Source organism: Pseudomonas sp. FFUP_PS_473 (assembly GCF_002858665.1).
In the GTDB taxonomy this organism is placed as follows: Bacteria; Pseudomonadota; Gammaproteobacteria; order Pseudomonadales; family Pseudomonadaceae; genus Aquipseudomonas; species Aquipseudomonas defluvii.
Window position 1 is genome coordinate 218,314 of the sequence record NZ_PJQQ01000001.1, and the last position, 13,423, is coordinate 231,736.

At 62.5% G+C, this 13,423-nt stretch carries 7 protein-coding genes; 4 read left to right on the forward strand and 3 right to left on the reverse strand.

Translation table 11 applies throughout. The features are described from left to right. Positions 1–28 precede the first annotated feature (28 nt). The 3 genes from CYD26_RS01055 (at position 29) to pgm (ending at position 5,672) form a co-directional block, all read left to right on the forward strand. Positions 29–1,681 carry a VRR-NUC domain-containing protein gene (locus CYD26_RS01055; protein ID WP_102051599.1) on the forward strand — a complete coding sequence of 551 codons (1,653 nt, stop codon included), beginning with the start codon at positions 29–31 and terminating at the stop codon, positions 1,679–1,681. Further along, positions 1,678–3,939, forward strand: coding sequence for an ATP-dependent DNA helicase (locus CYD26_RS01060; protein ID WP_102051653.1), 2,262 nt, complete (start codon positions 1,678–1,680; stop codon positions 3,937–3,939). Before CYD26_RS01055 ends, CYD26_RS01060 begins: the two co-directional genes overlap by 4 nt. Before the next feature lie 95 nt (positions 3,940–4,034). Next, positions 4,035–5,672, forward strand: a complete 1,638-nt coding sequence (gene pgm / locus CYD26_RS01065) for a phosphoglucomutase (alpha-D-glucose-1,6-bisphosphate-dependent) (RefSeq protein ID WP_065757608.1) — start codon at positions 4,035–4,037, stop codon at positions 5,670–5,672. Positions 5,673–6,236: 564 nt separating this feature from the next. Here the strand turns inward: pgm and CYD26_RS01070 are convergent. Further along, the gene (locus tag CYD26_RS01070; RefSeq protein ID WP_102051600.1) at positions 6,237–6,935 is read right to left on the reverse strand and encodes a pirin family protein; all 699 of its coding nucleotides are present in this window, start codon (positions 6,933–6,935) and stop codon (positions 6,237–6,239) included. Positions 6,936–7,121: 186 nt separating this feature from the next. Here CYD26_RS01070 and CYD26_RS01075 point away from each other — a divergent pair, with 186 nt between their 5' ends. Then, complete coding sequence (locus CYD26_RS01075) at positions 7,122–9,620, forward strand: UvrD-helicase domain-containing protein (protein ID WP_102051601.1); 2,499 nt, start codon at positions 7,122–7,124, stop codon at positions 9,618–9,620. A 49-nt stretch (positions 9,621–9,669) separates the two neighbouring features. Here the strand turns inward: CYD26_RS01075 and mobA are convergent, their stop codons facing one another. Both mobA and CYD26_RS01085 read right to left on the reverse strand, forming a co-directional pair. Beyond that, positions 9,670–10,245, reverse strand: coding sequence for a molybdenum cofactor guanylyltransferase MobA (gene mobA / locus CYD26_RS01080; RefSeq protein ID WP_102051602.1), 576 nt, complete (start codon positions 10,243–10,245; stop codon positions 9,670–9,672). A gap of 58 nt (positions 10,246–10,303) precedes the next feature. After that, complete coding sequence (locus CYD26_RS01085) at positions 10,304–13,423, reverse strand: efflux RND transporter permease subunit (RefSeq protein WP_102051603.1); 3,120 nt, start codon at positions 13,421–13,423, stop codon at positions 10,304–10,306.

The window sequence follows — 13,423 nt, forward strand, 5'->3', positions numbered from 1 at the left end:
GCCTGGACATTCTGGTTGCCTGCCTGCTGTGATCGCTCACCCTGTTTCTGATCCGTTTTACTACCTCCACAACTTCCAGCAGGTACTGGACTGGTTGCTGCTGCGTTATGCCGATCTGCTCTCGGAGCAGGAGCATGATTTCATTCACCAGTTCGGCCAACAACCGCAGGCCGCCCGGGCGATGCTGGTGCGCATGGTGATGCGCAAGGGGCAGTTGTTCCGCGAAAGCAAGTTGGAATACGCCGAAATTGGCCCGTCAGCCGAGGCCCTGGCGCCGTTGGTGGCCCTGGCGTGGGTCGACGATGATGCCGTGCTGAGCCTGGAACAGCTGTTTCAGATGCTGCGCAAGGATGAAATCGTTGACTGTTTCGCCACGGCATTGACGCGCCCGCGTGCGGCCAAACCCGAGCTTTTTGAACAACTGGCACCTCTGTACCCAGAGCCACGTCGTTTGTCCGAGTGGTATCCGGGGTTTGCCGAGGTTGTCTACGCGTGGCGCTTGCAAGCCCTGTGCGACCGCTTGCGCCTGCTGTTCTTTGGCAATCTGCACCAGGACTGGTCCGAATTCGTGTTGGCTGACCTTGGCGTACTGCGCTACGAGCAAGTGGCGTTCAGTGCCGATTCCCGGGCGATGCGTGAGCGCAACGATGTCGAGGTCGCCTTGGCCCTGCATGAGTGTGCCGAGCAGTTGGCTGCAGGGGTTACCGTCGAGCAGGTGCTGGCGCGCGCCGAGTGTCTGCACAGCCTTAACCCCTGGCTGGAACGCCGTCGCGCTCGTTTGCTGTTCCACCTGGGCCAGCAGTGTGAGCGCGAGGGTAACTGGGCGCTGGCCCAGCAGATCTATCCGCTCAGTGCGCACCCGCAGGCGCCATTACGCCACATACGGGTGTTGGAGCGCGACGAACAGTGGGCGGCTGCGCTGAATCTGGCCGAGGCGGTCAGTGAACAGCCGCTCAATGCACTGCAAGCGCAGGCGTTGGACCGCGTACTGCCGCGCCTGCGGCGCAAGTTGGGTGGGCCCGCGCAGCCGAGGCGCAGCGCACCTGACGTACACCGGGTCGACCTCTGCCTGCCTCGCGAGCATTCGACGCTGGGTGTCGAGCGGGCAGTCCAGCAGCACCTGGAGGAAGAGGGCGGTCAGGTGTTCTACGTCGAGAACTGCCTGTTCAATGGCCTGTTCGGCCTGCTTTGCTGGGACGCGATTTTCGCGCCGCTGCCGGGTGCGTTCTTCCACCCTTTCCAACGTGGCCCTCAGGACCTTCATGATCCCGGTTTCCACGCACGTCGTGAGGCGCTGTTTGGCGATTGCCTGGCGCAGTTGGAAGACGGTCGCTATCACCAGACGATTCGCGCCAACCATGCGGCGAAGCGCGGCTTGCAGTCGCCTTTCGTGGTGTGGGAGGTGCTTGACGAAACGCTGTTGGAGCAGGCCTTGGCGTGCCTTCCCGCTGAGCATCTGTCCGCGTGTTTCCGGCGCTTGCTGGAAGATATCAAACATAACCGCGCCGGCATGCCAGACCTGATTCAACTGTGGCCCGAGGCGCGGCGTTACCGAATGATCGAGGTCAAGGGGCCTGGCGACCGTCTGCAGGACAACCAGCTGCGCTGGATAGCGTTCTGCAGTGAGCATGGCCTGCCGGTCGAGGTCTGCCATGTGCAATGGGCGCCGCAGGCGTCATGAGCTACGTAGTCGCGGTGCGTGCCCTCTGCGAATTCACCGCAAAACAGGGCGATCTTGACCTGCGCTTCACCCCGTCGCCCACGGCGCAGGAAGGAATGGCCGGGCATCGCCGGGTGGTTGCTCGGCGCGGGCCCGACTATGAAGCAGAAGTCACCCTGGAGGGCTGTTACGAGCAACTGCGCGTGCGCGGCCGCGCCGACGGTTACGCGCCATCAGCCAACCGCCTGGAGGAAATCAAGACCTACCGAGGCGACCTTGCCAGCCAACCGCATAACCACCGCGAGCTGCATTGGGCGCAGGCGCGTATTTATGGCTGGCTGCTGTGCAGCGCGCGGCAACTGACCGACATTCACCTGGCGCTGGTCTACCTTGATGTCGACAGTGACCGCGAGACGCGTATCGAGCAGCACTACCAGGCCGAGGCATTGGAGCAGTACTTCAAGCAGCAATGTGCGGTGTTTCTGGGTTGGGCGATCCCGCAGATGCAGCGCCTGAGCGAGCGTAACAGCGGGTTGCAGGCATTGAGCTTTCCCTATGCGCAGATGCGCAGCGGCCAGCGCGATCTGGCCGAAACGGTGTACAAGGCGGTCAGCACCGGCCGTTGTCTGATGGCCCAGGCCACAACGGGTATCGGCAAGACCCTGGGCACGTTGTTCCCGATGCTCAAGGCTGTCGTGCCGCAACAGCTGGACAAAGTGCTGTTCCTGACCGCCAAGACGCCGGGCCGGGCTTTGGCGCTGGAGGCGGTGCGCCAGGTCATGACCAGTGCCCCGACGTTGGCGCTGCGCAGCCTTGAGCTGGTGGCCAGGGACAAGGCCTGCGAGTATCCGCAGAGCGCCTGCCATGGCGAATCCTGCCCGTTGGCGAAGGGCTTTTATGACCGATTGCCGGCGGCTCGCCAGGCGGCCCGGGAAGTCGCCTTGCTGGATAAAGCCGCGTTGCGCGAGGTGGCGCTGACGCATCAGGTCTGTCCCTACTACTTGAGCCAGGAGATGGCGCGCTGGGTCGATGTGGTGGTCGCCGACTACAACTATTACTTTGATCAAAGCGCCTTGTTGTACGGCCTGGCCCAGGTCAACCAATGGCGGCTGGCGGTGTTGGTGGACGAGGCACACAACCTGGTCGAGCGCGCCCGTCAGATGTACAGCGCGAGCCTCGATCAGTGGTTATTGCAGAGCCTGCGTCGCAGCAAGCCTGTCGGCATGAGCAGTGCCCTGCAGCAACTCAATCGTCAATGGAATGCCCTGCACAATCACCAGGTTGCGCCCTACAGGGCCAGTGCCGAGTTGCCGACGGCCTTTCTCAAGGCCTTGCAGCGCTGCCTGACGCTGATTCAGGAACAGATGAATCAGGCCCCGTCGGGGCTGGACCCTGCACTGATGGACTTCTATTTCCGTGCGCTGCAGTTCATCCGCTTGAGCGAGGTCTTTGATGAGAACTTCCTGTTCGACATCAGTAAGCGCGAGGGGCAGGGGCGGCGCAGCCTGTCCACCCTGTGCCTGCGCAACGTGCTGCCCGCGGCATTGATCGCGCCGAAAATGGCGGCGGCGCGCAGCGTTGTGCTGTTTTCCGCCACCCTCGGCCCCCGGCAGTTCTATGCCGACCTGCTGGGGATGCCAGGCGACACTGCCTGGCTGGAAGTGGCATCGCCCTTTGTCGCAGAGCAGCTGCAGGTGCGCGTGGTGAGCAATGTGTCGACGCGCTACCAGCACCGTCAGGCATCTATTGCGCCTATCAGCGAGCTGATTGCCGAGCAGTACGTCCGGCAACCAGGCAACTACCTGGCGTTTTTCAGCAGCTTCGAGTACCTGCAGCAGGTGGCTGAAATGCTGGCAACGCGGTACCCGGCCATTCCCCAATGGCGTCAGTCGCAAGGGATGGCGGAGGAGGCACGCCAGGCGTTTCTCGAACGCTTTGTCGAAGGTGGGCAAGGGGTTGGTTTCGCGGTGTTGGGCGGGGCGTTCGCCGAAGGGGTCGATCTACCGGGAACCCGCCTGATCGGCGCATTCGTCGCCACCTTGGGCCTGCCACAAGTCAACCCGGTCAACGAGCAGATCAAGCAGCGCATGGTCGAGCGGTTTGGCGCGGGCTTCGATTACACCTACCTGTACCCGGGCGTGCGCAAGGTTATCCAGGCCGCAGGGCGCGTCATTCGTGGCCCGCAGGACCGTGGGGTGGTCATGCTGATTGATGATCGATTCGCCGAGCAGAAGGTACAGCAGATGTTTCCAGGCTGGTGGGCACCGCAAAAAAAATAGTCGTCAGGGCAGGGAGCTTCCTCGTCGCCTTAAGGTCAAACTGCCAGTAAACTGTGTCCTTTCATTACCCTGAACACCCATTCTTGAGGTTTTGCATGAAGCTCAGTCCCCTGGCGGGCAAACCGGCACCTGCGTCGATCCTGGTCGATATCCCTCGACTGCTGACCGCCTATTACTCTGGCCGGCCGGACGCCGGCATCGCCACCCAACGCGTGGCGTTTGGTACCTCCGGGCATCGCGGCAGTTCGCTGGAGTTGAGTTTCAACGAAGACCACGTACTGGCTATCAGCCAGGCCATCTGCCTGTATCGCAAGGTCAAAGGCATCGATGGTCCGCTGTTCGTCGGCATCGATACCCATGCACTGTCCACCCCGGCAGCGGCTACCGCACTGCAGGTGCTGGCGGCCAATGGCGTCGAAGTGATGCTGGCCAAGGACGATGAGTACACGCCAACGCCAGCAGTGTCCCACGCGATTCTCTGTTACAACCGTGGTCGCAGCCGCGGGCTGGCCGATGGTGTGGTCATCACGCCGTCGCACAACCCACCACAGAGTGGCGGTTTCAAGTACAACCCGCCCAATGGCGGCCCGGCTGACAGCGACGTCACCAAGTGGATCGAGGCCAAGGCCAACGAACTGCTGGCCGATGGCCTGAAAGACGTGAAACGCATGGACTACGAGCAGGCGCTCAAGGCCAGCACGACCCATCGTCATGACTACCTGGGCAACTACGTCAGCGATCTGATCAATGTGATTGATTTCGATGCTATTCGTGGTGCCAACCTGCGTCTGGGCGTTGACCCGCTGGGCGGTGCCGGTGTGCGCTACTGGTCGGCCATTGCCGATCACTATCGCCTGAACCTGGAGGTGGTCAACACTGAGGTCGACCCGACCTTCCGCTTCATGAGCGTGGACTGGGACGGCCAGATCCGCATGGACCCGTCCTCGCCTTATGCCATGCAGGGCCTGATCGGCCTGCGTGAGCGTTTTGACGTTGCCTTTGCCTGCGACCCCGACCATGACCGCCACGGCATCGTCACGCCGAACGGCCTGCTGGCACCGAACAACTACCTGGCGGTTGCCATTGACTACCTGTTCCAGAACCGTCCGCAGTGGCGCGCCGATGCAGCCGTCGGCAAGACGGTGGTCAGCAGCGGCCTGATCGACCGGGTGACGGCACGCTTGGGGCGTCGCCTCTACGAAGTACCGGTGGGTTTCAAGTTCTTCGCCGAAGGGTTGTTCGACGGTTCACTCGGTTTTGGTGGCGAAGAGAGTGCAGGCGCTTCGTTCCTGCGCAAGGATGGCAGTGTCTGGGCCACCGACAAGGACGGCCTGATCCCGGCGTTGCTGGCGGCGGAAATCACTGCACGTACCGGGCGTAACCCGAGCCAGGCCTATGCGGCACTGACTGCCGAGCTGGGTGAGCCATTCGCAACGCGTGTCGAGGCCAAGGCCAACCCGCAACAGAAAGCCTTGTTGAGCAAACTGGCGCCGGAGCAGGTGAAGTCCACTGAGCTGGCCGGTGAGCCGATTCAGCAGATCCTCAGCCATGCCCCAGGCAATGGCCAGGCCATTGGTGGTTTGAAAGTGATGACTGCCAACGGCTGGTTTGCGGCGCGTCCGTCGGGTACCGAGGACATCTACAAGATCTACGCCGAAAGCTTTATCGATGATGCGCATTTGCAGCGCCTGGTAAGCGAAGCCCAGGAATTGGTCGACAACGCCATTTCTTGATCATCGGTCGCGCACAAGCCCCGCGCCTACAGCTTGCGCGGGCCCTGTTGGAGCAGGCTTGCCTGCGATAGCGTCGGTGGGGTGTCCGTGAGTTCGCGGCGTCTGCATCGCGGGCAAGCCCGGCTCCTACAGGCTGCGCGGGCTTTGTTGGAGCTGGCTTGCCTGCGATGGCGTCGGTGGGGTGTCAGTGAGTGCGCGGTGCCTGCATCGCGGGCAAGACCCGCTCCTACAGCTGGCGCGGGCTTTGTTGGAGCTGGCTTGCCTGCGATAGCGTCGGTGGGGTATCCGTGAGTTCGCGGCGTGTGCATCGCGGGCAAGCCCGGCTCCTACAGGCTGGCGCGGGCTCTGTTGGAGCTGGCTTGCCTGCGATGACGTCGGTGGGGTATCCGTGAGTTCGCGGCGTTTGCATCGCGGGCAAGCCCAGCTCCTACAGGCTGGCGCGGGCCCTGTTGGAGCTGGCTTGCCTGCGATGGCGTCGGTGGGGTATCCGTGAGTTCGCGGCGTCTGCATCGCGGGCAAGCCCGGCTCCTACAGGTTCTATGGGAGCAGGCTTGGCGGGGGCGGTCAGGCGACATCCACCAGAACGATTTCGCTGTCCTCCAGCGCAGTCACCCGCAACAACGATTCATCTTCAATCGCCAGGCCGTCACGGGCAGCGGCGCGCACACCGTTGACCTCGACCAGCCCTTTGGCCGGCACCAGATAGCCGCGACGTCCGCTGTCCAGCACGTACTCGGCGCTTTCTCCGGCTTTCAGGGTAGCCGCGACCAGCCGTGCGTCAGCCCGAATGCGCAAGCTCTGCTCATCACCGTCACGGCCACTGGCCAAGGTCACGAAGCCTTCACCGCGCTCACCCTTGGGAAACGGACGGGTGCCCCACGAGGGTGCTTCGCCGCTGCGCTCTGGAATGATCCAGATCTGGAAGATGCGTGTATCAACCTTCTCCAGGTTGTACTCACTGTGGACGATCCCGGTCCCAGCGCTCATCACTTGCACATCGCCCGCTTCCGTACGGCCTTTGTTGCCCAGGTTGTCCTGGTGGCTGATAGCGCCTTCGCGGACATAGGTGATGATTTCCATGTCGCGGTGTGGGTGCGGTGGGAAACCGCTACCTGCGGCGATCAGGTCATCGTTCCAGACCCGCAGGGTGCCCCAGTGCATGCGCTCGGGGTCGTAGTATTCGGCGAATGAAAAGTGATGATGGGCATCCAGCCAGCCGTGGTTGGCATGGCCCAGTGTGGCGAACGGGCGAAGTTGCAGCATGATTCATCTCCTCGGCAAGGTTTATGTGAACGATGATCGCCCAATTAATGATCGAAATTAAGCGTAAATAATGGCTGATTCTAATCGGTTTATTAGATGCTTAAGGTGCAGTGATTGATTCACTTCATCGCCTAATTGACTGATCTGTAAGCATTCGGCTGGTGCTTTGCGGTCAATGGAGCGAACATGGCGGCAGAGCCCTTTTCAGTTGGAGTCGGTGTGTCACACGAGCGCCCCAAGCACCCCCCGGAATTAACCCCGCCGGCCCAGTTACCCTGGGTCAGACGGCTGCTGGCCCGTGTACTGGGTCGAGGCCTGAGCCGGCTGCAGGCTCAGCACCGCGACTCGTGGTTTCAGGGGCATGCCAGCGGTCAACGTACCGGCCATGCCGAGGGCCTGCGCGAGGGTTATGAGGAGGGCCGTGTCGACGGCTTCGAGGCTGGCCGCCAGGTTCTGGTGATTCGTGATACCCGCCCCGATGCCCACGTAGTGCCGGGGCAGGACGACAGCCTGTTCGACGATTGGCGCCTGCCGCTCACCACGGAACTTAAAAAACGCTTCAAGGCCGACGTTGCGCAGCGCTTGCCAGCCCAGGCGCAGCCAAGCACCGCGCAATGGAAAATGATCTTCAGTGAGACGCCTTCGACCTGCGTGATTGCCGGTGCCGGTGCCGGCAAGTCGACGTCCCTGGTGCTGCGTATTCTGCTGTTGCGTCACTACCTGGGCTATGAACTGGACGCCATGACCGTGGTCACGTTCACGCGCGAGTCGCGCAAGGACTTCATCGCACGACTGACCCAGGTGTTTGCCCTGTGGGGCATCAACCTGAGCCCGGTAGAGGCCCGCGAGTTGGTGCGCACCTTCCATTCGCGGATTCTGCCACTGGTGCGCAGCCTGCCGGGCTTCAGCCAGCTGCGGGCCTTTGAGACGCTGGGCAGTGAGGTACCGGGTGGCAGCGAGTCGAATGCCGAGACCAACCCGTTCGACCTGCGTATCAATGATGCCCAGCGTCAGCAACTGAACCTGTGCTACCGCGACCTGATGCAGGGCAGCCCACGCTTTGCCGAGTTGATCACGTCCCTGCGGCGCCAGGCCTTGCAGCTCAAGGCACTGGACCGTGATCATCCCGACGTGCAGAAGCGTGTGGCCGTGACGCAACTGTCCGCCGAACGCGACGAGGAGTTGTGCGACACGATTGAAGACCTCTGGTTCAGGGCGGGCGCGTGGCCGATCAAGGGCATTGAGCCACGCCGGGAAACCCTGGAGATCAATGGCAGCCGTTTTCACGTCCATGGCTATATTGCCGAACTCGATGCCTGGGTGGTACTGGGCTTCGATCCCGGGGAAAACAAGGACTACAAGCGTCCGAACGCCAAGTTACCGGTGTGGGCCGAATGGGTTATCAAGCGCACACTGTTTCAAGCTTTCTGCGATAAACCATTGATATGGCTAGAAAACTATTCGGCAGCCAAGCGCTTGACCGCCTCCCTTGCGACGGATGCCGTGGCCGGGCCGGGCTTTGACTACAAGGTCAAGGGCGAGCTCTCGTCGGTGCCGCTCCTGGATGCTTTCGTCAGTGCTGCCGGGTTCATCGAGAACCTCGGGCTGGACGTGGGCGCGGCAGTTGCAAGCATGAGTTTTCCGGCAGGTGACAGCGATGCACTGTTCTTCGAGGCGTTGAGCCTGTACTGGCGGGCGCTGGAGAACCACCTGTTGGCGCAGTCGCCGCCGATCATGAGCTATAACCGGATGTTCGCCCTGTTCTCGGAGAACAACCCCGAGAACCTGCGCTTGTTGCCCGATACCTTGCTCAGGCCTTTGGCGCACTTGATGATCGACGAGTTTCAGGATGTCTCGCCGCAGATCGTTTCCTGGCTAAGGGCCAGCCTGCGTGAAATCCGTCGGCGCGGGCCGGCATTGCATGTGGGGCGCACCGCCCAGCATTCGTCGCTGCTGTGTGTGGGCGATGACTGGCAATCGATCTATGGCTGGCGGGGTAGCTCACCCAAGTACTTCATGGAGTTCGCCAAGGAATTCGTCTCGCCGGCCAATACGCGGGTGATGCTCAGCGACAATTACCGCAGCCACCAGCACATCATCGATGCGGCCGAGCACATCGTTAAGCCGGCGCCGGCGATCAATGGCAAGAAAGCCAAGGCCTGCGGCCTGGCGGCCGAGGATGCGGTGCCTGTCACGGTACAGCCGCGTGACGAGGCTGCGCTTGCCCAGCAGTTGATGGCGCATTACCGGCAGGGCGATTCGGTGATGATGTTGTATCGAAAAAGCAGTGATAAGTCATTGATTTCAGAGCATTTGCGGCCACTGATCAATCATGAGAAAAGCCTTGCGCCGGGGCAGCGCCGGTTCCGTCAATTGACCTACCACAGCGCCAAGGGGCTGCAGGCGGATGCGGTGTTCATGCTTGGCGATTGCCAGCACGTGACCCGTTCTCCGTATAAGAACCAGGTCTATCGCCAGGCGGGGCTTGGCCGTAGCGGTGACCCTGAAGCCTACGACAACGCGCAGAAGGACGAAGTCCTGCGCCTGGCCTATGTCGCGGTTACCCGCGCCGTCAGGCATTGTTACTGGCATGTCGAGACGCCGACCGGGGAGGCGCAGAACCTGCCCCGGGCATCGTCTCAGGTTGATGGCAGTAAAGTGTTCTTCGATGACCTCAGGCCTTGAGCGCGGTTGCTATATCGCGTTTCCGTGTCCGGTTCGCGCTTGCTGACAGTCATGGCACCAGGTGCTCTGGCGAGTTGAAGTTGCTGAGGCGTGGATCGTCCAGCGGATAGTCCAGCGCCTGCAGTGGCTGCGCCAGCAGGGCTCGCAGCAGGCTGCGCTCACCCTGGCTCCAGCGCTGGCGAAGGTCGTCGAGCAGACTGCTCGGCAGCAGGCAGAACATCGGTTGCCAGTGGCCATCCTGTCGAATCATCGCCGGTCGCCCCTGATCGTTCGCCTGGCTCAGCAGGTCAAGAACCAGTGTGCGGTCGATCAGCGGTGCATCGCAGGCGAGCACCAGTAGCCACGGGTGACGCGCCTGGGCCAACCCGCTGAGCACACCGGCCAACGGGCCTGGATAGTCGCCTGATTCGTCACTGACCAGATGATCGGCATAGGGCCGGTACTGCTCGGCGTGGCGGTTACAGGAAATGATCAGGTCGTCGGTCAGTGGACGCACCACGGCCTGGGCGTGGGCAATCAGGGGCTGCCCGCGCCAGGGAATCAGGCCCTTGTCGCGTCCGCCCATACGCTGGCCACGACCGCCCGCCAAGAGGAGGATGGAGCAGGGCGACGGAAGCTGGATCATGATGTTTACCTGTAGCGCCAAAGCCGCTCACGATCCCATGACCGGCTTTGGCTGTCCATCAGCTTTCCAGGCTGACCGTGCCCTCAGGCTGGCGTCGTCGCGTGCCCGCCAGGCGCATGACCACCACGAAAAACACCGGTACGAATACCACGGCCAGCGTTGCGCTGAGCATGCCGCCAATTACCCCGGTGCCGATCGCCTGCTGGCTGGCCGAACTGGCGCCAGTGGCGATGGCCAGCGGCACGACGCCAAGGATGAACGCCAGTGAGGTCATGACGATGGGCCGCAGGCGCAGGCGCGCGGCCTGTACCGTCGCGTCTATCAGGTCGTGGCCTTCGTCCACCAGATGCTTGGCGAATTCGATGATCAGGATCGCGTTCTTCGCCGACAGGCCGATCAAGGTGATCAGGCCGACCTTGAAGAACACGTCGTTGGGCATGCCTCGCAGGGTCACTGCCAGTACCGCGCCCAGCACGCCCAGGGGCACCACCAACAGCACGGCGGTCGGGATCGACCAGCTTTCATAGAGCGCCGCCAGGCACAAGAACACCACCAGCAGCGAGAGCGCCATCAGCATGGGCGCCTGGCTGCCGGACAGCCGTTCCTGCAGCGACAGGCCGGTCCACTCCAGGCCCATGCCCAGTGGTAACTGGCTGACCAGGCGCTCGATCTCTGCCATGGCCTCGCCCGAACTGTAGCCGGGCGCTGGTTCACCGGACACCGCGATCGCCGGATAGCCGTTGTAGCGCGTCAACTGCACCGGCCCGGAAAGCCAATGGGCGCGGGTAAACGCCGACAGTGGCACCATCTTGCCGCTGCTGTTGCGGACATGGATTTTCATCAGGTCTTCGACTTGGCTGCGGCTGTCGCCCTCGGCTTGTACCACCACCCGCTGCATCCGGCCCTGGTTGGGGAAGTCGTTGACGTAGGTCGAACCGATGGCGGTGTTGAGCACGGTGCCGATGTCGGCAAAGGAAACGCCCAGGGCGTTGGCCTGCTTGCGGTCTACCTCCAGTTGCACCTGGGGGCTTTCGGCCAGGGCGCTTTCACGTACGTTGATCAGCACCGGGCTTTTCTCGGCAGCGGCCAGTAGCTGATCGCGTGCGGCCATCAGGTTGGTGTGGCCGAGACCGCCACGGTCTTGCAGGCGAAACTCAAAGCCGCTGGACGTGCCAAGCCCGTCGACCGGCGGTGGCAGCACCGAGTAGGCAATTGCGTTCTTGAACCGGCTGAAAGCGGCGGTGGCGCGCTCGGCGATGGCCGCTGCACTGTCCTCGGTGCTTCGCTCGGACCAGTCCTTGAGTGTGGTGAAGACCAGCGCCGCGTTCTGCCCGGTGCCGGAAAAGCTGAAGCCCATGATCACCGTGGTGTTGCCGACACCGGCTTCTTCAGCGTTGTGCGCTTCGATCTGCGCCGCAACCTGCTCGGTACGTGGCTTGCTGGCACCAGGCGGGAGCTGGACGTCAGTGATGGTGTAGCCCTGGTCCTCGGTCGGCAGGAACGAGGAGGGCAGTTGGCTGAACAGGTAGCCCAGGCCGGCCAGCAGCAGGCCGTACACCAGCAGGTAGCGTCCGCTGCGCTTGAGGGCATGGGTCACCCAGGATTGATAGCCGTCGGTGAGGCGCTCGAAGCGCCGGTTGAACGCGCCAAAGAAACCGCGCTTTTGCGCATGACCGCTTTCGATGGGCTTGAGCAAGGTGGCGCACAGGGCGGGTGTCAGGCTCAAGGCGAGGAAGGCCGAGAACAGGATCGACACCGCCATCGCCAACGAGAACTGCTGATAGATCACTCCCACGGAGCCTGGCATGAAGGCCATCGGCAGGAACACCGCGACCAGCACCAGGGTTATCCCGACGATGGCCCCACTGATCTGGCCCATGGCCTTGCGGGTAGCCTCACGGGGTGGCAGGCCTTCCTCGGCCATGATCCGTTCGACGTTTTCCACCACCACGATGGCGTCATCGACCAGGATGCCGATGGCCAGCACCATCCCGAACAGGGTCAGTACGTTGATCGAGAACCCCATGCCGAGCATTACTGCAAAGGTCCCCATCAGCGCCACAGGCACCACCAGGGTCGGGATCAGGGTGTAGCGGATATTCTGCAGGAACAGAAACATCACCGCGAACACCAGCAGCATCGCTTCGAGCAGGGTGTTGATGACCTGTTCGATGGAGACTTTCACGAACGGCGAGGTGTCATAGGGGATGTCGTAGCGGGCGCCTGCCGGAAAGTAGCGCGACAACTCGTCCATCTTGGCGCGGACCAGGGTCGCGGTTTGCATGGCGTTGGCACCCGGTGACAGTTGCACGCTGAAGGCGGTCGACGGCTTGCCGTTCAGGCGTGTGCCGAACTGGTACTCCTGGCTGCCAATCTCTACCCGTGCGACGTCGCCGAGGGTTACCCGCGAGCCATCCGGGTTGGCCCGCAAGACGATGTCGGCGAACGCCTCCGGTGTCGACAGTTGGCCTTCGACTACCACGTTGGCGGTTATTTCCTGGGTCGCCCGGCCTGGCAGGTCACCGATACTGCCGGGGGCTACCTGGGTGTTTTGTGCGGCAATGGCCAGGTTGACGTCTTCGGGGGTCAGGTTGAAGCCGATCAGTTTCTGCGGGTCGATCCAGATGCGCATGGCACGCTCAGCGCCGTACAGCTGCGCCTTGCCGACACCGTTGAGGCGGCGGATCTCGTTCATGACGTTGCGCGCCAGGAAGTCGCTGAGGGCGACCTCGTCCAGAGACTCGTTTTCAGCCGTCAGGGTCACCAGCATCAGGAACCCGGTGGAAACTTTCTCCACTTGCAGGCCTTGCTGAGTGACCGCGCGCGGCAAACGCGACTCGACGATCTTCAGGCGGTTCTGCACATCCACCTGAGCCAGTTCAGGGTTGGTGCCCGGCTCGAAGGTGGCGGTGATGGTAGCGCTGCCCAGGCTGCTTTGCGACTGGAAGTACAGCAGGTGGTCGGCACCGTTGAGCTCCTGCTCGATCAGGCTGACGACGCTCTCATCGATTGTCTGTGCCGATGCACCCGGGTAGACGGCATAGATCTCCACCTGTGGCGGCGCTACGTTAGGGTATTGAGCCACCGGTAGTTGCGAGATGGCCAGCGCGCCGGCCAGCAGAATGAACAGCGCGACCACCCAGGCGAACACCGGGCGGTCAATGAAAAATTGCGGCAT

Bases quoted from the DNA above. Each gene is read 5' to 3' on its own strand.
- CYD26_RS01075 (WP_102051601.1), top strand. From the start codon at position 7,122: ATGGCGGCAGAGCCCTTTTCAGTTGGAGTCGGTGTGTCACACGAGCGC.
- mobA (WP_102051602.1), bottom strand. From the start codon at position 10,245: ATGATCCAGCTTCCGTCGCCCTGCTCCATCCTCCTCTTGGCGGGCGGT.
- CYD26_RS01085 (WP_102051603.1), bottom strand. From the start codon at position 13,423: ATGCCGCAATTTTTCATTGACCGCCCGGTGTTCGCCTGGGTGGTCGCG.
- CYD26_RS01070 (WP_102051600.1), bottom strand. From the start codon at position 6,935: ATGCTGCAACTTCGCCCGTTCGCCACACTGGGCCATGCCAACCACGGC.
- pgm (WP_065757608.1), top strand. From the start codon at position 4,035: ATGAAGCTCAGTCCCCTGGCGGGCAAACCGGCACCTGCGTCGATCCTG.
- CYD26_RS01060 (WP_102051653.1), top strand. From the start codon at position 1,678: ATGAGCTACGTAGTCGCGGTGCGTGCCCTCTGCGAATTCACCGCAAAA.